19 protein-coding genes and 1 other RNA gene are annotated in these 21987 nt (G+C 64.1%); 15 read left to right on the forward strand and 5 right to left on the reverse strand.

What is annotated here, in order from left to right; genetic code table 11:
* The first annotated feature begins 182 nt into the window (after positions 1–182).
* On the forward strand, positions 183–887 hold the full coding sequence (locus VK804_RS00075) for an alpha/beta hydrolase (RefSeq protein WP_325366416.1): 705 nt from the start codon (positions 183–185) through the stop codon (positions 885–887).
* A gap of 95 nt (positions 888–982) precedes the next feature.
* Here VK804_RS00075 and VK804_RS00080 read toward each other — a convergent pair whose 3' ends face one another.
* Both VK804_RS00080 and VK804_RS00085 read right to left on the reverse strand, forming a co-directional pair.
* A complete protein-coding gene (locus VK804_RS00080; RefSeq protein WP_325366418.1) occupies positions 983–1240 on the reverse strand; it encodes a hypothetical protein in 258 nt (85 codons plus the stop codon).
* A 139-nt stretch (positions 1241–1379) separates the two neighbouring features.
* A complete protein-coding gene (locus VK804_RS00085) occupies positions 1380–2342 on the reverse strand; it encodes a dihydrodipicolinate synthase family protein (RefSeq protein WP_325366420.1) in 963 nt (320 codons plus the stop codon).
* A 195-nt stretch (positions 2343–2537) separates the two neighbouring features.
* On the opposite strand from VK804_RS00085, the gene VK804_RS00090 reads away from it, so the two are divergent.
* Together VK804_RS00090 and VK804_RS00095 are read left to right on the forward strand one after the other, a co-directional pair.
* Positions 2538–3197 (forward strand): ABC transporter permease, encoded by a 660-nt coding sequence (locus VK804_RS00090; protein WP_325366422.1) that lies wholly within the window; start codon positions 2538–2540, stop codon positions 3195–3197.
* Positions 3194–4021 carry a substrate-binding domain-containing protein gene (locus tag VK804_RS00095; protein ID WP_325366424.1) on the forward strand — a complete coding sequence of 276 codons (828 nt, stop codon included), beginning with the start codon at positions 3194–3196 and terminating at the stop codon, positions 4019–4021. Before VK804_RS00090 ends, VK804_RS00095 begins: the two co-directional genes overlap by 4 nt.
* 68 nt (positions 4022–4089) lie before the next feature.
* On the opposite strand, the gene rnpB is transcribed toward VK804_RS00095, so the two are convergent.
* An RNA gene (rnpB, locus tag VK804_RS00100) (RNase P RNA component class A) lies at positions 4090–4547 on the reverse strand.
* 148 nt (positions 4548–4695) lie between these two features.
* Here rnpB and VK804_RS00105 point away from each other — a divergent pair.
* Both VK804_RS00105 and VK804_RS00110 read left to right on the forward strand, forming a co-directional pair.
* Positions 4696–5046, forward strand: a complete 351-nt coding sequence (locus VK804_RS00105) for a YciI family protein (RefSeq protein WP_325366426.1) — start codon at positions 4696–4698, stop codon at positions 5044–5046.
* 98 nt (positions 5047–5144) lie between these two features.
* The gene (locus tag VK804_RS00110; protein WP_325366428.1) at positions 5145–6389 is read left to right on the forward strand and encodes an RNA polymerase sigma factor; all 1245 of its coding nucleotides are present in this window, start codon (positions 5145–5147) and stop codon (positions 6387–6389) included.
* 98 nt (positions 6390–6487) lie between these two features.
* Here the strand turns inward: VK804_RS00110 and VK804_RS00115 are convergent, their stop codons facing one another.
* The gene (locus VK804_RS00115; RefSeq protein WP_325366430.1) at positions 6488–7270 is read right to left on the reverse strand and encodes an N-acetylmuramoyl-L-alanine amidase; all 783 of its coding nucleotides are present in this window, start codon (positions 7268–7270) and stop codon (positions 6488–6490) included.
* Positions 7271–7899: 629 nt separating this feature from the next.
* Between VK804_RS00115 and rsmH the strand changes: the two genes are divergently transcribed.
* The 8 genes from rsmH (at position 7900) to VK804_RS00155 (ending at position 17877) form a co-directional block, all read left to right on the forward strand.
* Entirely contained in the window at positions 7900–8895 is a 996-nt protein-coding gene (gene rsmH, locus VK804_RS00120) for a 16S rRNA (cytosine(1402)-N(4))-methyltransferase RsmH (RefSeq protein ID WP_325366431.1), read from the forward strand.
* Between the two features lie 2 nt (positions 8896–8897).
* Entirely contained in the window at positions 8898–9302 is a 405-nt protein-coding gene (gene ftsL / locus VK804_RS00125; protein WP_325366433.1) for a cell division protein FtsL, read from the forward strand.
* Positions 9299–11047, forward strand: a complete 1749-nt coding sequence (locus VK804_RS00130; protein ID WP_325366435.1) for a penicillin-binding protein 2 — start codon at positions 9299–9301, stop codon at positions 11045–11047. Before ftsL ends, VK804_RS00130 begins: the two co-directional genes overlap by 4 nt.
* 34 nt (positions 11048–11081) lie before the next feature.
* On the forward strand, positions 11082–12542 hold the full coding sequence (locus VK804_RS00135; RefSeq protein WP_325366437.1) for a UDP-N-acetylmuramoyl-L-alanyl-D-glutamate--2,6-diaminopimelate ligase: 1461 nt from the start codon (positions 11082–11084) through the stop codon (positions 12540–12542).
* Positions 12539–13921: a UDP-N-acetylmuramoyl-tripeptide--D-alanyl-D-alanine ligase gene (locus VK804_RS00140; protein WP_325366439.1), complete on the forward strand. Its 1383-nt coding sequence runs from the start codon at positions 12539–12541 to the stop codon at positions 13919–13921. The genes VK804_RS00135 and VK804_RS00140 overlap by 4 nt, the downstream gene beginning before the upstream one ends.
* 225 nt (positions 13922–14146) lie before the next feature.
* Entirely contained in the window at positions 14147–15253 is a 1107-nt protein-coding gene (mraY, locus tag VK804_RS00145; protein ID WP_325366441.1) for a phospho-N-acetylmuramoyl-pentapeptide-transferase, read from the forward strand.
* A gap of 174 nt (positions 15254–15427) precedes the next feature.
* The gene (murD, locus tag VK804_RS00150; RefSeq protein ID WP_325366443.1) at positions 15428–16828 is read left to right on the forward strand and encodes a UDP-N-acetylmuramoyl-L-alanine--D-glutamate ligase; all 1401 of its coding nucleotides are present in this window, start codon (positions 15428–15430) and stop codon (positions 16826–16828) included.
* 62 nt (positions 16829–16890) lie between these two features.
* Positions 16891–17877 carry a tripartite tricarboxylate transporter substrate binding protein gene (locus VK804_RS00155; protein ID WP_325366445.1) on the forward strand — a complete coding sequence of 329 codons (987 nt, stop codon included), beginning with the start codon at positions 16891–16893 and terminating at the stop codon, positions 17875–17877.
* Between the two features lie 175 nt (positions 17878–18052).
* Here VK804_RS00155 and VK804_RS00160 read toward each other — a convergent pair whose 3' ends face one another.
* On the reverse strand, positions 18053–19840 hold the full coding sequence (locus VK804_RS00160) for an adenylate/guanylate cyclase domain-containing protein (protein ID WP_325366447.1): 1788 nt from the start codon (positions 19838–19840) through the stop codon (positions 18053–18055).
* Positions 19841–20163: 323 nt separating this feature from the next.
* Here VK804_RS00160 and ftsW point away from each other — a divergent pair, with 323 nt between their 5' ends.
* On the forward strand, positions 20164–21312 hold the full coding sequence (gene ftsW, locus VK804_RS00165) for a putative lipid II flippase FtsW (protein WP_325366449.1): 1149 nt from the start codon (positions 20164–20166) through the stop codon (positions 21310–21312).
* Positions 21313–21455: 143 nt separating this feature from the next.
* Positions 21456–21987 (forward strand): glycosyltransferase (locus VK804_RS00170; protein ID WP_325366451.1); only part of this gene is annotated, 532 nt, incomplete at its 3' end.

Below are 21987 nucleotides of genomic sequence, written 5' to 3' on the forward strand. Positions count from 1 at the left end.
TGCACTGTCATTCCGGGGCGCATCGCAGATGCGAACTCCGATGTGCAATCGCACATCGGAGAATCTCGAGATTCCGGGTTCGATGCTTCGCATCGCCCCGGAATGACGGCTGCGCCGAGTTGGCGGGGCCTGGTTTTTGTGCCTTATAGCGTTCCAGCCGCGATAGCCAACGGGGAAACATCATGGCCGCCACCTTTCTTGTCTGCCACGGCGCGTGGTCGGCCGGCTGGGCCTGGAAGAAGATGCACCCGCCGATGCAGGCTGCCGGGCATCGGCTGGCAACGCCGAGCTACACCGGGCTTGGCGAGCGGGCGCATCTGGCCAACCCTTCGATCGATCTCGACACCCACATCGAGGACATCCTCAACGTCATCAAATACGAAGACCTGCGCGACATCGTGCTGCTCGGCCACAGCTACGGCGGCATGGTCGCGACCGGCGTCGCCGATCGCGCCCGCGACCGCGTCGCGCGACTGATTTACATCGATGCCTTCGTGCCGCGGGACGGACAATCGCTGCTTGATCTCAACGCGCCGGCGCGGGAGCGCATGCGGGAATTGGCCAGGGCCGGCGACGGCTACCGGGTGCCGCCGAATCCGACGCCGCCGGACACGCCGCCGGCCGACCTCGCATGGCTGACCGAGCGCCGCGTCGACATGCCGATCAAGTGCTTTGAAACGAAGCTCGAGCTGAGCTGCGAACCGACGATGCCGCGCAGCTACATCTACGCCACCCGCATCACGCCGGCGGACACCTTTGGGCCGTTCGCGGCGCGCGCGAAAACCGAACCCGGCTGGCGCTACTACGAGATCGACGCCAGCCATTCGCCGAACGTCACGGCGCCGGAGGCGCTGATGAAGTTGCTGGAGAAGATCGTTTCGACGTAAGCGCGAATTTGCAGCAGATTCGGTGCCAGTATTGTTGCGGGGTGACGGTTTCTACGAGTCGCCACAGGTCTTCGCCCGACCCCACTGCTCGTCTGTTAGATCGATCCTGCTGTGCCAATCGCGAACACATGCGTGGCGCGCCAGAACCAGACTTCTCCGTCGCAGGCGGCCTGCAGGCTGAAAATTCGCTTGTTCCAAAGCGGATCGTGAACGAACCGGATGTTCTCGATTTTGAAATCGGTCTGCCGGGCTTTCCATTCCGTCGCCCAGGCCAAATGCGCCTGGTCGAGATGCTGCCGCAGTCTCGAAACCTCGACCGCATAGGGATGCGGAAAAAGAACCCGAAGCAACATGAGCCGCTCGTGTCGTTCTCGACATGCTCAATATAGCGCGCGCCGTGGGCTTGCCCAGCCCGCACTTTCGCACCGGTCCGGCCGATCACCTAACGGTGAAGGCGAAATTAACCATTCGGCAGGCGTCGAAATTCAGCCGTTACGCGGCGCTGCGTCCCTTCGCCGTTTCAACCTCGAGCAACTGCGCCTCGATCAGCGCGTCCCTGATCAGCGCGATTTCCGCGTCGGTGATCTTGACCAGCGGCGGGCGCGCCACCGCGCGCGGCAGCTTGCCGAGCAGCACCAGCGCCTCCTTCATGCGGTTATGCATGTCGATGAAGGGATCGGCATAAAACACCCGCGTCATCGGATAGATTCGGTCGTTCAGCCGGCGGGCCTCGGCGAGATCGTTGGCCCTGACGGCGCGGAACAGTTTCGCCTGGAGATCGGCGATGACGCTGCCGGCGCCGGACAGCAGGCCGTTGCAGCCGAGCACCAGCGAACTCAACAGCCATGCGCTGTTGGTGGACAGCACGTTGATCGGACGCTTGCGTCCCTGCAACTCGCGGATCTGGCGCTCATGCTGGGCGACGTGCGGCGTCCAGTCCTTGATGGCGCGGATGGTCGGCACTTCGTCGAACAGCCGCTCCAGGGTCGCCAGGGGATAACCCTGTCCGCTCGCCAGCGGATATTGAAAGACGATCAGCGGCAGGTCGGTCGCCTCCGCAATGCTCTTGAAATGCGCCAGCGCCATCGCGGCCGATTGTCCAAGCGCAAACGGCGCCGGCGGAAACACCAGCAGCGCCGAAGCCCCGCCGGCCTCGGCCCGCCGCGCGATCCGCGCCGCCTCCAGGCTGCCGTCCGCCCAGACGCCGTGAACGATCGGCAGCGCGGAGCCGACCTCCTCGCCTGATATCTCCATGACGCGGCGCTGCTCATCCTCGGTGCAGGAGGCGACCTCGGTGGAGTGGGCGTTGATCGTGATCGCCGACAGCCCGTGGACCGCCCTGACGTCGCGCAAATGGATGCGAAAACTCCGCTCGTCGATCGACAAATCCTCGTGGAACGGCAGCAGCACCGCCGGAATCACACCTTGAGGCACGAAATCGGGATGGCGGCTCATGTGAGGTCTCCTTCGAATGCGTCTTTGAATGCTCCTATAGCAGAATTGCGGGCCGATGTCCGGCTGACACAAGGGTCACCGCCGAAAATGCCGAACCAGGGAATTTTCAGGGTCGAAATGCTCCGCGTCCCCGGCTAGTCTCCGCCTTGCGCGGCTAACACAGCGGTCCGCGAGAGCATCATCACCATTAGCGAATTGCAGGACTTTCTCGACATCGTCGCATTGTCGATCAGCGTCAGCCTGGCGGCGACGGCTGTTGCCACAGCGATCAGCTTGCCGATCGGGACCGCTCTTGCGGTTTTTCCGTTTCGCGGGCGACGATCGGTCATCGTTTTGATAAACGCATTTTTTGGATTGCCGCCGGTCGTCGTCGGCCTCGTGCTCTATCTGGTCCTCTCACGCTCCGGGCCACTCGGCTTCCTTGCGCTGCTGTTCACCCCGACCGCCATGGTGATCGCACAGACCATCCTTGCCATCCCGATCATCGCGGCGCTTGTGCATCGGGCCAGCGAACGGGCCTGGGCCCGCTATGGTGACGAACTGACCAGCGATGGCGCCACGCGATTGCAGGCCGTTCCGCAGATACTGATGATCATTCGTGCAGACCTTGTGACGGCCGTTCTGGCGGGCTTCGGTCGCACCGTTTCGGAAGTCGGCGCGGTGATCCTGGTCGGCGGCAACATTCGCGGCTTGACCAGGACGATGACCACGGCCATTGCACTTCAAACGAGCCAGGGCGATCTGGCGCTGGCTCTGGCTCTTGGCGCGGTGCTGGTCGGGATCAGCATTTCAATCAGCGCGACAGTCTTTGCGTTGGCGGGCCGGGCGCGATCGGCGGGGAGTGATGAAGCATGAGCAGGTTTCGAAACGTGCTGGCGCTGGCCGCGACCATTGCGGCTATCCATGCGAGTTTGGCCGAGCCGCTATCCATCATTCTGGCCTCGACGACATCGGTCGAAGCATCCGGGCTATTGGCGAATATCCTTCCGCAGTTCACGGCCAGGACCGGCATCACGGTGAACGTCGTCGCACAGGGCACCGGCAAGGCCCTGGATACCGCGCGGCGGGGCGATGCGGATCTGTTGCTGGTTCATGATCCGGATGCCGAACAGCAGTTCATCGATGAAGGCCATGGCTCAACGCGCCGGCAAATCGCGTGGAATGACTTTATCATCGTTGGACCCTCGGCCGATCCGGCGCATGTGAAGGGCGGCAGCGACAGCGTCGCGGCACTGAAGGCGATTGCCACTTCCCAAGCGCCGTTCGTATCGCGCGGCGACAAGAGCGGTACCAACGCGGCCGAACTGCGGCTCTGGAAGATCGCCGGTCAGACGCCGGACGTCCTCAGCAAGGAGAAATGGTATCGCGACATTGGCGGCGGCATGGGCCAGGCCCTCAATGCCGCGAGCGCGATGGACGCCTATACATTGTCGGACCGTGGCACGTGGCTCAGCTTCAACAACAAGGGATCGTTGATCGTCTCGATCGAGGGCGATCCGCGTCTGCTCAATCGATACGATGTGATCGAATTAAATCCCGGGAAGCATGCGTCCGCAAAGCTGGCCACCGCAAAAGTGTTTGCAGATTGGCTGGTTTCACCCGAGGGGCAGCAAGCCATCGGAGCGTATCAGGTGAACGGCCAGAAGTTGTTCAATCCGTCCGCCGGGTCGCCGAAATAATCTGCTTCCAATCCGGACAAAAATGGCGAGGGGTCCGGCGTGGTTGCGCCGAACCCCTCATTTTTAAAGACATCAGCCGGCCTGTAAGCCGGGTTCTGTAGGGCACCACCGCGCTTGCGCGCGGCGATACGTGACGGCCATTCCTCTGGGACAATGTTCGCACATTGCCTCGAGCAACCTACCCGGACAGCGGGCTAGACATCGCCCCCGCGGTGTTATCGCTTGCGCGAACGACCCGCGTTGCCGTCCCTATTCGGTCTTGCTCCCGGTGTGGTTTGCCATGCCGGCTCCGTTGCCGGAGCCGCGGTGCGCTCTTACCGCACCTTTTCACCCTTGCTCGCCCCCTCCCTTTATCCCTCCCCCGCAAGCGGGGGAGGGTAGGGTGGGGGAAGCGGTTCATTCTCTGTGGCACTTTCCCTGGGGTTGCCCCCGCCGGATGTTATCCGGCACCGTATGTCGATGGAGCCCGGACTTTCCTCTCCAGCCGCCTTTCGACGATTGCCGGAGCGGCCGTCCGGCCGACTGACACCCCCTGCATGGGGGCTCCGACCCGGCGCGTCAAGCCAATAACGGCCGCATCGGCCGCCCAAAATAATTTATCCTGAAGATGTCGTTTTGCGGTTTCGCCGTTCGACTGGATGCCGGCGATCAAGCCGATCAAGGGAGTTAACCAGATGCAGTATTTGCTGATGATCTATGCCAACGAAGCCGAGTACGCGAAAATCGATCCCGCGACACTTCAGAAGGTGTTCGAGGAATACGGCGCGTTCACGCAGGGCATCGTCAAGAGCGGCAATTTCAAGGCCGGCGACCGGCTGCAGCCGACCACGACCGCGACCACGGTGCGCATCCGCGACGGCAAGACGCTGACCACCGATGGCCCGTTCGCGGAAACCCGCGAGCAGCTCGGCGGCTATTATCTGATCGACGCCAAGGACCTCGACGAAGCGCTTGCCATCGCCGCAAAGATTCCCGGCGCGAGGTTCGGCTCGATCGAGGTGCGGCCGATCTGGGTGTATAATTGACGGCTATACCGTCGTTCCGGGGCGACGCGCAGCGTCGAACCCGGAACCTCGAGATTCCGGGTTCGTCCTTCGGACGCCCCGGAATGACTGGACATCGCATGACCCCCACCGACATCGAAAAAATATTCCGCGACGAGGCGGGCAGGTCGCTGGCGACCTTGATCCGCCTGGTCGGCGATTTCGATCTCGCCGAGGATGCGTTGCAGGACGCGTTTGCCACCGCGCTGGAACGCTGGCCCGCCACGGAGCTGCCTTCCAATCCGCGGGCCTGGCTGGTCAATGTCGGACGCAACAAGGCGATCGATCGCGTGCGCCGGCAGATCAGCTTTCGCGGCAAGCAAGGCGAACTGACGCACGAATTGCTGCTCAACGCGGCGCCTGGCGAAGCGGCTGACGACAGCACCGTGCTCGACGACGACATGCTGCGGCTGATCTTCACCTGCTGCCATCCATCCTTCGCGACTGAGGTCCAGGTCGCGCTGACCTTGCGCACGGTGTGCGGGCTTTCGACCGCGCAGGTCGGCCGTGCCTTTCTCGCCGGCGAGGACGCGATGGCCCAGCGCCTGGTGCGCGCCAAGCAGAAAATCCGGCTCGCCGGAATCCCCTACGAGGTGCCCGGCCGTGACGCGCTGGAGCCGCGGCTGCGCGGCGTGCTCGCGGTGATCTATCTCGTCTTCACCGAGGGCTATGCGGCAACCTCCGGCGAGGATCTGATGCGGCCGGATCTGGCGCGCGAAGCGATCAGGCTTTGCCGTCTGCTCGACGCGCTGATGCCGGGCCGCGGGGAGATCAAGGGATTGTTGGCCTTGATGCTGCTGCACGACGCGCGCCGCGCCGGGCGCCAGACCGATGGCGGCGACATCGTGCTCTTGGAAGAGCAGGATCGCACGCTGTGGGACCAGGCGCAGATCGCCGAAGGCCTAGGGCTGGTCGAAGACGCGCTGCGCATGCCGGGCCGCCCGCAAGCCTATGCGGTGCAGGGCGCCATCGCAGCCCTGCATGCGCGGGCGCCGAGCTATCGCGACACCGACTGGAAGCAGATCGCTGGCCTCTACGAGGTGCTGCTGCGGATCAGCCCGTCGCCGGTGATCGAACTCAATCATGCCGCCGCCGTCTCGATGGTCGATGGACCGGCCCGTGCGCTCGACCTGATCGATGCGCTGGACGCCCGCGGCGGCCTTAGGGGCTACGACCTGATGCCGGCCGTCCGCGCCGACCTGTTGCGCCGTCTCGGCCGCCGCGCAGAAGCGCGCGCGGCGTATCTGGCGGCGACGGAAGCGACACAGCTGGAGCCGCTGCGGCGGCTCTATGCGCGACGGCTGAAGGAGTTGGATGGAATATGATCGTCATGGCCGGGCTTGTCCCGGCCATCCACGTCTTGGCCTCCCCCAGGAAAGCAAGACGTGGATGCCCGGCACAAGGCCGGGCATGACGAACGCCCCTACCTCGACGCGGCCGCCATCGCTTCGGCTGGAAGACCGGACAGCAGCTGATGCAGCGTGGTCAGCGTCGAATTATCGGCGACGCCGTCGACTCGGGCCGGGCGGAAATGGCGCTGGAAGGCGGCGACCACTTCCATGGTGGTGGCGTCGTATTTTCCGCTGACCGGCAGGCCGTAGCCGTATCGCGCCAGCGCCTGCTGCAGGTCGCGGACGTCGTCGCTGATGGTGCCGAGTTTCAGGGACTCGCCGCGCACGATCGGTGCCGGCTGCACCCAGTGGCCGACCCCCGAATTGGCCAGCGAATGCCACGGAAATTTCTCGCCGGGGTCCTTCTTGCGGGCAGGGGCCACGTCGGAATGGCCGAGCACGCGATGCGACGGCACCTTGCGGCGGAGCATGATGCCGCGGCACAGCGCGATCACGGCGGCGATCTGGCGCAGCGGGAAATCCGGATAGCCCCAGTCGTGGCCGCGGTTGACGATCTCGACGCCGATCGAGCAGGAATTGATGTCCTCCTCACCGGCCCAGGAGGCAACGCCGGCGTGCCAGGCCCGCTTGGCCTCCGGCACGCATTGCACGATGCGGCCGTCTTCCAGCACGATGTAATGCGCCGAGACGTCGGTGCCGGCCGTGCACAGCCGGGCGATCGCGCCTTCGACGTCCGGCATGCCGGTATAGTGCAGCAGCACCATGTCGGGCAGCTGGTTCCTGGCGCGATCGCCGTAGTTCGCCGACGGGATGACGTCGGAGGCGATCGAGGAATCCGGGGTGAATGTCTTCATGTTCGCGTTGGCCCTTGGGATCGGGAGGGCGCGTTGACGCTTCGAATCAATACCATCGGATGCGAACGAACCAAGCGACATAGGATAACTCAAACCGGGCGGGAGAACGGCGGCAAAACGCCTTCGGGACGAAGGCGTTAACTATTCCTTAACGATTGCCATCCGCGCAATGCGTTCCGCGCTCGCCGCTTCGCATTTTGGCCGAGTGTGTGCGGGAAGCATCACCAAATCGCCCTGTCATTCCGGGGCGCGCATAGCGCGAACCCGGAATCTCGAGATTCCGGGTTCGATGCTTTCGCATCGACCCGGAATGACGGGAGGGTGCGCGGGCCAATTGTAATAGTCCTATCAACGTTTTCTTAACGGTAACCGCCGTTACTGAGGGGTGAAGAGCCGAACCGGTTTTGGGGGACGGCCGAGGCCTCCGTCACGCTCGAAATCCCATGGCAACCCTCATCATTCCATCGGGAAATCAGGGTTTGCGAGCGGGGCCGCGCGGGATCGGCAATCCCGCGCCGTACCGGCTTTTCGCGGCGAAAAGCCCGGCGAAGCCGCTGGATTCGAGGCGCAATGGGGCCATTGGCGTCCAGTTCCCGTATTTTTGCCCACTCCGCGCCCGGAGACCGGGCATGACTCCGGCTGATCAGCGCCATATTCCTGTCCTCGGCCGCCAGGCCATCGCGTGGCTGGCCCCGCGCGACGGCGGGCTCTATGTCGACGCCACCTTCGGGGCCGGCGGCTACAGCGCCGCGATCCTGAAAACGGCGGGAACCCGCGTCATCGCCATCGACCGCGACCGGCGCGCGGTGACGGCGGGATTCGACCTGGTCGATCGATCGGACGGCCGGCTGACGCTGGTCGAAGACCGCTTTTCCAATCTGGCCGAAATCTGTGCCGCGCAGGGCGCGCCCACGGTCGACGGCGTCGTGATGGACGTCGGTGTCTCCTCGATGCAGCTCGGCGAGGCCGATCGCGGCTTCTCGTTTCGGCTTCATGGCCCGCTCGACATGCGGATGGGCCATCAGGGCGCGACCGCCGCCGATGTGCTCGCGCAGGCCTCGGAGGCCGATCTCGCCAACATCATCTACATTTTCGGCGAAGAGCGGCATTCGCGCGCCGTGGCCCGCGCCATCGTGGCCGCGCGCAAGCAAGCGCCGATCGAAACCACCCGGGCGCTGGCCGATATCGTCGCCAAGGTGGTGCGCTCGAAGCCGGGCGAGATTCACCCGGCCACGCGGACGTTCCAGGGCTTGCGGATCTTCGTCAACGCCGAGCTCGATGAGCTGCATCTGGCGTTGTCGGCGGCGGAACGGGTGCTGAAGCCGGGCGGTCGCCTCGTGGTGGTGTCGTTTCATTCACTGGAAGATCGCATCGTCAAGAATTTCCTGGTCGAGCGCGCCAGCGCCGGCGGCGGATCGCGGCATCTGCCCGAATTAGCCCAGGCAGCGCCGAGCTTTTCCATCCTGACCAAGCGTCCGGTCACCCCCGACGCCGCTGAGATTTCCGCCAACCCGCGCGCGCGTTCCGCAAAGCTGCGCGCCGCCGAGCGCGCGGACGCGCCCGCGCATGCCGCCGGGGAATTGCCGGCCTGGCCGACGCTCGAGCGCGCGATGAGGGGGGGCTGACCATGCGCCTCGTCCATCTCCTCGTGATCGCCGCCCTGGTGTTCGCCGCCGCCTATGTCTACCGGATCAAGATGGATTCCACCGCCCGCACCGAACGGGTGTTGCGGCTGCATGCGGAAATTCGCGAAGAGCGCGATGCCATCGCGGTGCTGCGCGCGGAATGGACCAGGCTTGACGCGCCGCTGCGGCTGCAGGGCCTTGCCGAGCGTCACCTGCCGCTCAAGCCGCTCAACGCCAACCAGTATGATTCCCTGAAGAACCTGCCCGAGCGGCCGCCGAATTTCGTCAAGCCGGGCGATCCGGATCCGATCGGCTCGATGATCGAGGCCATCGATGCCGTGGCCGATCCAGCTGCCGTGACGGGTTCGGTGCCGGCACCTGCGCCGGCGTCCGAGGATCATCCATGAGCGATCCCCAGCTAAAACCGGCAAAGCCCGGCGAACCGTGGCGGCAGCGGCTGATCCGCAGCCTGTTGTACGGGCGCAACGTCGATCGGTCGGCGAAAGCGCGCGCCCGCGTCGGATTCGCCATCGTCGCCTTTGTCGCGATCTATGCGGTGATCGGCGGCCGGCTGGTCATGTTCGCCACCATCGGCGACGCCCACGGCGCCCGCCGCACCGCGGCGCAGGACGCCATTGCGACCGCGCGGCCGGATATCGTCGACCGCAACGGCGAGGTGCTCGCCACCGACGTCAAGGCGCCGAGCCTGTTCGGCGAGCCGCGCCGGCTGATCGACAAGGACGAGGCCATCGAGCTCCTGACCGCGACCTTGCCCGATCTCGACACCGGTGAAGTGCGCGAGCGGCTGATGTCGAAAAAAGGCTTTGTCTGGCTGAAGCGCGAGATCACGCCGCAGCAGCAAGCGGAGATTCACCGCCTCGGCATTCCCGGCATCGGCTTCCTGCGCGAGAACAAGCGGGTCTATCCCACCGGCAACGAGGTCGCGCACCTGATCGGCCTCGTCAACACCGACAACCAGGGCATCGCCGGGATGGAGAAGTGGCTCGACAATAACGGGCTCGCTGACCTGCACCGCGCCGGCTTTGCCACCGATCGCCTGCAGCGGCCGGTGGAATTGTCGGTCGACCTGCGGGTCGAGCATGCGCTGCGCGACGAACTCCTGAAGGCCAAGGAAAAGTTCCACGCCAAGGCGGCCTCCGGCCTCGTCTCCAACGTCAAGACCGGCGAGATCGTGGCGATGGTGTCGCTGCCGGATTTCGATCCCAACAATCCGAAAGAGGCGCACGATCCCGATCGCATCAACCGCCTGACGACGGGCGTCTACGAAATGGGATCGACCTTCAAGGCCTTCACGCTGGCGATGGCGCTGGATTCCGGCAGGTACGATCTCAACTCGCTGTGGGACGCGCGCGGTCCCCTGCACTACGGCAAGTTCACGATCCACGACGACGAGCCGAAGGGCCGTATGCTCAACATGAAGGAAGTCTTCACCTTCTCTTCCAATGTCGGCGCGGCGCGGATCGCACTGGCGCAGGGCGTCGAGGCGCACAAGGCGTTTTTGCGCAAACTGGGTCAGCTCGACCGGTTGCGCACCGAACTGCCCGAGAGCGCCTCGCCGCTCGTGCCGCACCACTGGGGCGAATTGAACACGGTGACGATCGCATTCGGCCATGGCATCGCAGTGGCGCCGCTGCAGGCGGTGATGGGCATCGATGCGCTGGTCAACGGCGGCTACCTGATTCCGCCGACCTTCCTCAAACGCACGGAAGCGGAAGCCATCGCCGTCGCCACGCGGGTGATCAAGCCCGAGACCTCCGAGAAGATGCGGTACCTGATGCGGCTGAATGCCGAAATCGGCACCGCCCGAAAGGCCGACGTCGCCGGCTACTATATCGGCGGCAAGACCGGCACCGCCGAAAAGGTCGTCGCCGGCCGCTACGTCAAGAAGCGCGTGCTGACCGCCTTCACCGCGATCCTGCCGGCCGACCATCCCCAATACCAGCTGCTGGTCATGCTGGACGAGCCGCAGGCGCTGAAGGAAACCTATGGTTTCATCACCTCGGGCTGGAACGCGGTGCCGACCGGCGGCGCCGTGATTTCCCGCATCGCGCCGCTCTTGGGCATTGAACCCCGCTTCGACCTGCCGCCGTCCGACCGCCTTATTCTTGCGGCATCGAAGACAACCCAGTAAGGCGTAAGTCACCGCGCCGGCGGACTGGAAGATCATGAGACTTCGCGACCTGTTCAGCGATGACGCCACGATTCCCGCAGCTGCGGAAGCGGCCGCCGTGACGGGGCTTGCGGCGGACAGCCGCGCGGTCAGGCCGGGCGATGTGTTTTTCGCGCTCGCGGGCGCCAGGACCGACGGCGCGCGCTTCATCGACGCGGCGATCGCAGCCGGCGCGGTTGCGGTCGCAGGCGGTCACCCGCTGGCGGACGCGCTGCCGGTGCCGTTCGTCGTCACGCCCAATCCGCGCCGTGCGCTGGCGCTGGCCGCGGCGAAATTCTTTCCGCGCCAGCCCGCAACGATTGCCGCCGTCACCGGCACCAGCGGCAAGACCTCGGTCGCCGCCTTCACGCGGCAAATCTGGCAGCGGCTCGGCCATCCATCGGCCTCCATCGGCACCATCGGACTGGTGACGCCGACGCGCAGCATCTACGGCTCGCTGACGACGCCGGATCCGATCGCGCTGCACCGGCAGATCGACGAGATCGCGCGCGAGGGCGTCACCCATCTCGCCTTCGAGGCCTCCTCGCACGGGCTCGATCAATACCGGTTGGATGGCGTGCGCGTCAGCGCCGCGGGCTTTACCAACCTGTCGCGCGATCACATGGATTACCACCCCGACGTCGCGCATTATCTCGCCGCCAAGCTCAGGCTGTTCCGCGACCTCGTCGCTGCCGACGGCGCGGCGGTGATCTCGGCCGATCATGATTGCTCGCAAGCCGCGATCGATGTGGCGCGCGCGCGAGAGTTGCGGCTGGTCACGGTCGGCCGCAACGGCGACGGTGCGGGCGAGGGCATTCGGCTGGTTGCGGCCGAGATCGAGGGCTTTGCGCAACGGCTCAAGCTCGAGCATCGCGGCAAGCGGCATGGGGTGCGGCTGCCGCTGGTCGGCGAATTCCAGATCGAGAACGCTTTGGTCGCAGCCGGCCTTGCGATCGGCAGCGGCGACGACGCCAGCGCCGTCTTCACTGAACTCGAACTGCTCGAAGGCGCCAAGGGAAGGCTGGAGCGGGTCGCCGAGCGCAACGGCGCATCGATTTTCGTCGATTACGCCCACAAGCCGGATGCGCTGGCGAAAGCGCTGCAGGCGCTGCGGCCCTATGCCAGGCGCAAGCTGGTCGTAGTGTTCGGCGCCGGCGGCGACCGCGACGCCGGCAAGCGCCCGCTGATGGGGGCGATCGCCAGCGAGAATGCCGACCATGTCATCGTCACCGACGACAATCCGCGCAGCGAAAATCCGGAAAGTATTCGCGCGGCGATCCTGAATGCTGCGAACGGCGCCAGCGAAATCGGCGACCGCACTGAAGCGATCAGGACCGCGATCGCGGCGCTGCAGCCGGGCGATGCGCTCTTGATCGCCGGCAAGGGCCACGAGACCGGGCAGATCGTCGGCAACAGCGTGCTGCCGTTCAGCGATCACGATGCGGTGGCGGCGGCACTGGCGCCGAGGGTCGCATGAGCGCGGCGCCGCTGTGGACCATCGCCGAGGCCGCACGCGCGCTCGGCATCGATGAAAAATTCCCGGAAACGGTGATCGACTTCGTCACCCAGGACAGCCGCCTGGTGAAGCCGGGAAGCCTGTTCGTGGCGTTGAGCGGAACGCCGAGCGGCGGCTTCGTCTCGAGTTTTGCCAGCGGCCGCGACGGATGGGAATTCGCGGCCAATGCGCAAGCCGCCGGCGCGGTCGCGATGATTGTCCCGCACCGGATCGACGGCGTCAGCGTGGCGCAACTTGTGGTGAAGGATACGCTGCTGGACGGGCTGTGGGCGCTGGCGCGGGCGGCGCGGGCGCGGTTCAAGGGGCCGGTGATCGGGCTGACCGGCAGCGCCGGCAAGACCAGCACCAAGGAATTCATCGCGGCCTATCCGGGCGCTTTTGCCAGCCCCTCCAGCTTCAACAATTTCTGGGGTGTGCCTCTGACCCTGTGCAACGCCGGGCCGCAAGCGGCAGCCTGGGTGGTCGAGATGGGCATGAATCAGACCGGCGAGATCGCGCGATTGAGCGAGTTGACACGGCCGACGGTGGCACTGGTCGTCAATGTCCAGCCCGTGCATCTGGAGAAGCTCGGCAGCCTGGAAGCGATCCGGCGGGAAAAACTCAGCATTGTGCGCGGCATGTCTAAGGACGGCGTGCTGGTATTGCCGGCGGACATCGACGCGCCGGAATGGAATGGCAAGGTCGTGCGGTTCGGAGAAGCATCCGAAGTGCGCGAACTGCGACATGCGGCGCACGGCGAGAGCTGGCAGGTCACGGCGGACGTGTGCGGCAGGCCGGTCGAATTCAGCCTGACGCCCGGCGCACCGCACCGGTTGCAGAATGCATTGGCGGCGCTGGCCTCGGTTCATGCCGCGGGTCTCGATGAGGCGGCGCTGGCCAAACAGCTCGGCCAGGTCGGCATCATGAGCGGGCGCGGGGTCGAGCAGGCCGCGGGCGGAACGACCCTGATCGACGACAGTTTTAACGGCAATCCGGCCAGCATGGTCGCTGCGCTCGATAGTTTGAAGGCGCGCCCGATCAAGGATGGACGACGCATCGCTATTCTGGGCGACATGCTGGAGCTGGGCATTGAGGCGCCGAGCTATCACGAAGCCCTGGCCGGGCATCTCGCCGGCATCGATGGTGTCTATTGCGTGGGTCCGTTGATGCGCCATCTCTACGAACGGCTGCCGTCAGGCCAGGGTCTCGGCTGGCACGAGGATCCGGCGACGCTGGAGCCGCGGGAAATCGCCGCCCTGCTGCGAGGCGGCGACGTCGTGGTCGTCAAGGGCAGCAAGAAGATGTTCTGGGTCAACAAGTTTGTGCCGAGGCTCGCGGCTGCCTTGCAGGCGAGGGTGTAAGGCCGGTTGTGGTCTCGTTGCGTTGCGGGACTTCCCACGGGCCGGCGGGGCGGGTATGCGTCAGCAGACGTGCAAAATAGTTTTCCGCGATTCGCGCTGGCGACATGAATGTGGCCATTATGGCCGCCTAGGGATTGTCCGGCTGGAAGATGAAAGTGAATGCGCTCGAAAAGCGCTTTCCCGGCGAGACCGCGCTCGGCGAAGCCGCGGGATAGGGCGGTTTGAATGTTTTACTGGCTGATCGATCTTTCCAACACGGTTCCCGGCATGGGCGTGTTTCGCTCGTTCCTGAACGTATTCCGCTACATCACCTTTCGCACCGGCGGGGCGATCGCGACCGGCGCGTTGTTCGTGTTCCTGTTCGGTCCGTGGATCATCGACCATTTGCGGCTGCGCCAGGGCAAGGGCCAGCCGATCCGCACGGACGGCCCGCAGTCGCACCTGCTGACCAAGAAGGGCACCCCGACGATGGGCGGGCTGATGATCCTGTCCGGGCTCGTCGTCGGGACGCTGCTGTGGGCCAATCCGGCCAATCCTTACGTCTGGATCGTGCTCGCGGTGACGCTCGGCTTCGGCTTCGTCGGCTTCTACGACGATTACCTGAAGGTGACGCAGCAATCCCATAGCGGCTTTGCCGGAAAAATCCGGCTTGCGATCGAGGCGGCGATTGCGATCGCCGCCTGCTACGCGCTGGTCCGGCTCGGCCGCGAGCAGCTCTCCAGTGCGCTGGTGATCCCCTTCTTCAAGGAAGTGGTGCTGAATTTCGGCTGGTTCTTCGTGCTGTTCGGCGCCTTCGTCATCGTCGGCGCCGGCAACGCGGTCAACCTGACCGACGGTCTCGACGGCCTCGCCATCGTGCCGGTCATGATCGCCGCTGCAAGCTTCGGCCTGATCGCCTATCTGGTCGGCAACGCGGTGTTCTCGGATTATCTGCAGATCAATTATGTCGCCGGCACCGGCGAACTCTTGGTACTGTGCGGCGCGATGTTCGGCGCCGGTCTGGGATTTCTGTGGTTCAACGCGCCGCCGGCCTCGATCTTCATGGGCGACACCGGCTCGCTGGCGCTCGGCGGCATGCTCGGCGCGATCGCGGTCGCGGTGAAGCACGAGATCGTGCTGGCCGTGATCGGCGGGCTGTTCGTGCTGGAAGCGGTCTCGGTGATCGTGCAGGTGGTGTCGTTCAAGCTCACCGGCAAGCGCGTGTTCCGGATGGCGCCGCTGCATCACCATTTCGAGCAGAAGGGCTGGACCGAACCGCAGATCGTGATCCGGTTCTGGATCATTTCGGTAATGCTGGCGCTCGCCGGCCTCTCCACGCTGAAGCTGCGGTGATGGACGTGGCGGCGGCGGTCGAACCAGGATTGTCTCGCAACACATGCGGACGTCATCCTGAGGTGCGCGCCGCCCTTGCGGCGCGCCTCGAAGGATGGGGGCTCGGGCGATGCCAGCATCCTTCGAGGCTCGCAAGGGCTCGCACCTCAGGATGACGCCGGAGTCTAATCACCCATGATCCCGGTCACCTCCTTCGCGGGCAAGACGGTTGCGGTGTTCGGGCTCGGCGGCTCGGGGCTTGCGAGCTGTCATGCCCTGAAGGCCGGCGGCGCCGAGGTCGTTGCGGGCGACGACAGCTCCGACAATCTCGTCAAGGCAGCGCAGGCGGGCTTCATCACCGCGGATCTACGAAAGGTGTCCTGGGCGAATTTCGCGGCCCTGGTGCTGACCCCGGGCGCGCCGCTAACGCATCCGGCGCCGCACTGGACGGTGCTATCAGCGCGACAGGCCGGCGTCGAGGTGATCGGCGACATCGAGCTGTTTTGCCGGGAACGCCGCCGTCACGCGCCGGATGCGCCGTTCGTCGCCATCACCGGCACCAACGGCAAATCCACCACGACCGCGCTGATCGCGCATCTGATGAAGGTCGCCGGCTACGACACCCAGATGGGCGGCAATATCGGCACCGCGATCCTGTCGCTGGAGCCGCCGCGCATGGGCCGCGTGCACGTGATCGAGATGTCGTCCTACCAGATCGACCTGTGTCCCTCGCTCGATCCCAGCGTCGGCATCCTGCTCAACATCAGCGAGGATCACATCGATCGCCACGGCACACTCGCACATTATGCCGCGGTCAAGGAGCGGCTGGTCGCCGGCGTGCAGAAGGAGGGCGCCGCGATCGTCGGCGTCGACGACGGGTTTTCCCGCAACACCGCCGACCGCATCGAGCGGGCCGGCCGGCGCGTGGTCCGGATCTCGGTGAAGAATCCGCTGCCCGACGGCATCTATGTCGAACGCGAGATCATCTGGCGCGCCGCGGGCGGCGCGCGCCGCGAGATCGCCGCGATCGGCGGCATCGGCTCGCTGCGCGGCCTGCATAATGCGCAGAATGCGGCTTGTGCGGCGGCCTGCGCGCTGGCGCTCGGCGTCTCCACCGAAACCCTGCAAAAAGGCTTGCGCAGTTTTCCGGGGCTCGCGCATCGCATGGAACAGGTCGGCCGCCGCGGCCATGTGCTGTTCGTCAATGATTCCAAGGGCACCAATGCGGACGCGGCCGCGCATGCGCTGTCCTCCTTCGCCGATATCTTCTGGATCGCCGGCGGCAAGCCGAAACTCGGCGGCATTACGGGCCTGACCGACTATTTTCCGCGCATCCGGAAAGCCTATCTGATCGGGGAAGCCGCGGCGGAATTTGCCGCCACCCTGGGCGAGTGCGTGCCGCACGAGATTTCCGAAACCCTGGAGGTCGCGGTCGAGAGCGCCGCCCGCGACGCCGAGGCCTCGGGGCTATCAGATCCGGTGGTGCTGTTGTCGCCGGCCTGCGCCTCGTTCGACCAGTACCGCAACTTCGAAATCCGCGGCAGCCGTTTTCGCGACCTCGTCACCGCGCTGCCCGGCGTCAAGCCGGTGGTGTGAGGCGCGGCGCCTGGTAATGGGAATTGCGTTCAACATCTGTACGAAACAACGAGGGACGGACGATGACGGAGATGCTCCTCGCTGCGCGGCTCAGGCGCACGGCGCTGATTGTCGCCTTATGCGTTCTGCTCGCAGCTCCGGCATGGCGCAACGCGGCAGCGGAAGAGTACCCTTCGCGGATCGTCTCGTTGGTGATCGCGTTTCCCGCCGGGGGCGGCGTCGACGCCGTCGGCCGGCTCATCGCGCAGAAACTCACCGACGCGCTTGGCCAGCAGGTGGTCGTCGTCAATCGTCCGGGCGCAGGCTCCGTGATCGGCACGCGCGACGTCGCCAGGGCGCCGCCGGATGGCTACACGCTGCTGCTCCTGGTCACCGGGGCCTCCCTTCCGGCCAATCCGGGCTACGACCTGGAAAAGGATTTTGCCGCGATTGGTTTGATCGCCTCGGTTCCGATCGTCATCATGTCCAATCCATCGGTCCCGGCAAAGTCGCTGGCCGAAGTCGTCGCGCTTGCGAAGACAGAAGGCGCGAAGCTGACGCTCGGCACGCCGCCGGCACCGACATTGAATTATTTCGGCGCCGAGCAATTCAAGGCAATGACCGGCACCGACATCACGATCGTCACCTACAAGGGGACCGGACCGCTGACCAATGATCTCGTGGGCGATCATGTGATGCTCGCCTTCAACACGCTGCCGCCGGCGATCGGCAATATCCAGTCCGGCGCGCTGCGCGCGATTGCCGTTGGATCGCCCTCGCGCATGGCCGCGATCCCCGATGTACCGACCATTGCCGAGTCCGGGTTGCCGGGCCTGGAGATCGTCCAGTACTACGGACTGGTCGCACCGGTCGCCACGCCGCAGCCGATCATCGAGCGGCTGAACCGGGAATTGCGCAAGATCGTGACCTCGGAAGACGTGAAGAAGCACCTGATCGATGTGGGCGGCGATCCGATCGCCAGCACGCCTTCGGAATACGCGCGGAATATCCAGCGCGAAGAAGGCAAATGGCAGGCGGTGATCAAAAAGCTCGGGCTCGTGGTCAACTGAAGGTCTTTTTCGGCACCGACCGCTTTGGGTCAAACTGAGACCTCGGGGCGCATCCGAGCCACTTCCGTTGTTACCCCAGCGACAGACATGAAGCGACCGCCCCGGCATGTCGGAAAAGTGCCAGAAGCGCAAGTCGCCGGGACTTTTTCGATCCCCGAGTTGAGCAATATGGCTCTCAATCCGGCATTCCCGCCAGTCGGAATCCCTCGACAAGCTTCATAAGATCTGCTTCACGCCTGAGCGGCAAGCGCTGCTTGGTTTGCGAAACCCGTTGGGTTGGGTCAGTTCGCTTGGAAATTTCCCAACTTGCCTTCGCGGCCTCAAGGTTTCCGGCAAGCGCATGGCAAGCGATTGCACACCGCTGAGCACTCAGAAAGTCGGGCTTTTCAATCACTGCTTCTGCCGCCCATTTCGCGGCCTCGATATATTGATCTGAAAATAGATATCCCCATGCGAGACCCACTTTTGGGACGAAAGCCAATGGGTCCAGTGGGCTTAGCCTCATGCTTCGCTTTGAATACTCAATCGATTGCTCAGGATTGCCAAGAAGGACGTTCACTAAACCGCGATATGTCCACGCTTGTCCTAGGTTAGGATTGGCATTGATGGCCCGCTCAATGAGGGCAGCGCCGCGCTCCACTTCATGGCCTAACAAGGCAAGCATGTAACCAGCTTGCGTCAGGACAGACGCATCCTCGTTGTCGAGATCGAGCGCACGGTTAGCAAACGCTATTAATTCGGACTTTTCCTCTTGAGTTATTAAGCCCCAGCCATAAGTGTGTCGTACGCCGTAGCTGAAAGATAACGCTGCATAGGGTGCCGCAAATTCGGGATCGAATTCAAATGCCTTCCGAAAAAGTGGCTGAGCTTCTTCCAGGGCCTCTTTCTTGAATTGATACATTTTCGAAAGGCCACGTAGGTAATAGTCATAAGCCGACATGTTTTCCGTTGGTTTTTGTTTTAACCGTTCAAATTCCGATTGCTGCAATTTCGGGGCGATTGCACCTACGACGCTACTCGTTATGTCGTCCTGAAGGTCAAAAATATCGTGCAAACCACCGTCGAACTTGCTCGCCCAAATATGGCTCCCGTTGTTGGCGTCGATCAATTGCCCGGTGATGCGAACACGGTTGCCGGCCTTCCGCACGCTTCCTTCCAAGACGTAACGCACGCCAAGTTCGCGACCGACCTGCTTGATATCAACTAGCTTGCCTTTGTAAGTGAAACTCGAGTTGCGCGCGATCACGAACAGCGAATTGAACCGCGACAGCGCAGTAATGATATCCTCGACCATTCCGTCGGCGAAATATTCCTGCTCAGGATCGCCAGACATGTTCTGAAAAGGGAGCACCGCGATGGACGGCTTGTCGGGAAGTGGAAGAACCGATGGTGAGGCCACAGCTGAACCAAATTTTGCACTGGACGAAGCTTGGCTCGTCGATCGGACCCGCCACGCCTGCATGGGCTCGGCAATATTCTTGAGATGCAGCGGACCCAGATCCTCGCAAACAATCTCGACCTTGCCGCGAACTTGCCGGTAGGCGTCATTTGACATGCAGACCCCGCCAGGCTCAGCAATTCCTTCGAGTCGCGCGGCGATGTTTACGCCATCTCCGAAAATGTCGTTGTCATCGATAATGATGTCGCCGACATGGATGCCAATGCGAAATTCGAGCCGCTGATTCTCTGGCACGGTTGCATTCTGTTCGTCCATTGCACGCTGGACTTCAATGGCAGCGCGTACTGCATCGACCGCGCTGGCAAACTCCACCAACATGCCGTCGCCGGTCGTCTTGACGATCCGACCTCGATGGGCGGCGATGGTGGGGTCAACGAACGCCTTCCTGGCCGCTTTGAGCCGGGCCAACGTGCCCTCCTCATCAGCACCCATGAGGCGGCTATATCCAGCGACATCAGCCGCTAGCACCGCTGCCAGCCGTCGTTCCACTCGTTCGGCGGTCACGGAATTCCCCAAGAATTGTAGTCTCAGCCCTACGGATCAAAGCATACAGGACCGCTGTTCGACTAGGGCCGGCTTCCGAGATGGGTCAAACTGAGACCCCGGCGCGCATTCGAGCCACTTCCGTCGTTACCCCAGCAAAATGCGTCCCGGCGACCTCCGGCTACTTTGCATGGGGTCGTTTTCGATATTTTGGTTGGTAGCGGGTCATGACGACCTTTTGTAGGGCAGCGCCGCGCCCAAACTCAAAACATTTCCAATCCATTAACCCCTTGGCAACCATCATCGGCGACCAATGGGCAAACCCTTGTGCCCAGCGAATGCCCATGCTCTCCCGCGAACAACGCAACCCCTTCAGCGAATGGTGGTGGACCGTCGACAAGTTGCAACTCGGCGCGATCATCGCGCTGATGCTGGCCGGCGTTATCCTGTCGCTCGCGGCGAGCCCCCCGGTGGCCACAAGGATCGGGCTCGATCCCTTCCACTTCTTCAACCGCCATGTGTTTTTTCTGCTGCCGTCCTTCATCGTGCTGATCGCCGTGTCGTTCCTGTCGCCGCGACAGATCCGGCGCACCGCGCTGATCGTGTTCGCGGTCTCGATCGTGCTGATCGTGGCGACGCTCCTGATCGGACCCGAGGTCAAGGGTTCGCGGCGCTGGATCACGCTGATCGGCGTCAACATCCAGGCCTCCGAATCCGCCAAACCCGCCTTCGTGGTGCTGGCGGCGTGGCTGTTTGCGGAATCGGCGCGGCGGCCGGAAATGCCGGCTACCTCGATGGCGCTGGTGCTGTTGTTGATGCTGGTGTCGCTCTTGGTGATGGAGCCCGATTTCGGCCAGACCATGCTGATCCTGATGGTGTGGGGAGCGTTGTTCTTCATCGCCGGCATGCGGATGATCTGGGTGCTGGGGCTCGGGGGTGCTGCCAGCGCCGGACTGTTCGCGGCCTATCTTTTGGTGCCGCACGTCGCCGGCCGCATCACGCGCTTCATGAACCCGGGCTCGGGCGACACCTTTCAGGTCGATACCGCGATGGAGGCCTTCTACAACGGCGGCTGGTTCGGGCTCGGCCCCGGCGAAGGCATCGCCAAGCGCAGCCTGCCGGACAGCCACACCGATTTCGTGTTCGCGGTGGCGGCGGAGGAATTCGGCATCATCCTGTGCCTGGCGCTACTGGCGCTGTTTGCCTTCATCGTGATCCGCGCACTGTCGCGGGCCTTCTCCACCGAGGACATGTTCGCCCGCTTCGCGGCCTCGGGGCTGGCCATCCTGTTCGGCGTGCAGGCCGCGATCAACATGTCGGTCAATCTGCAACTGATCCCGGCCAAAGGCATGACCTTACCGTTCATCTCCTATGGCGGTTCGTCGATGGTCTCCCTCGCCTATGGCGTCGGCATGATGCTGGCCTTGACGCGGCAGCGGCCGCGCACCGAACTGGAATCGCTGAACGCGAGCGCCGCGCCGAGCTACGCCTAGATTTTTCCCTGTCATTGCGAGGAGGCAAGCGACAAAGCAATCCGGAATCCGTCCGTGGTGCGGCTGGATTGCTTCGTTATCGGGCGCGCATTCGCGCGACCCGGTGGCTCGCAATGACGGTCGAAATTTGCGACTATCTGATCATGAAACAAGATCCTCTCATCCTGCTCGCCGCGGGCGGCACCGGCGGGCATCTTTTTCCGGCGGAAGCGCTCGGCGTCGAACTGATGAAGCGCGGCTTGCGCGTGCGTCTTGCAACCGACTCTCGCGCGCTGCGCTATAGCGGGCTGTTCTCCAAAGAGATGATCGATGTGGTGCCGAGCGAGACCGTGCGCGGCCGCACGCCATGGTCGCTCGCCTATACCGGCGCGATGCTTGCCGCCGGCACGGCGGTGTCGCTCAATCTGATGCGGAGCTTGAAACCGGCGGCCGTGGTCGGCTTCGGCGGTTATCCGACCTTGCCGCCGCTGCTGGCGGCAAGATTGTTCGGCACTCCGGGCGTCATCCACGAGGCCAATGCCGTGCTCGGCCGCGCCAACCGGTTCCTCTCAAGCCGCGTCAGCGCGATCGCGACCTCGCTTCCGGGCGTGCTCGATCGCGACCCGGCGCTGGCTTCGAAAACGACGACGGTCGGCACGCCGATGCGTCCGGCCATCCTTGCTGCGGCGGCGGTGA

Origin of the sequence: Bradyrhizobium sp. (assembly GCF_035484855.1) — a bacterium.
GTDB lineage: Bacteria > Pseudomonadota > Alphaproteobacteria > Rhizobiales > Xanthobacteraceae > Bradyrhizobium.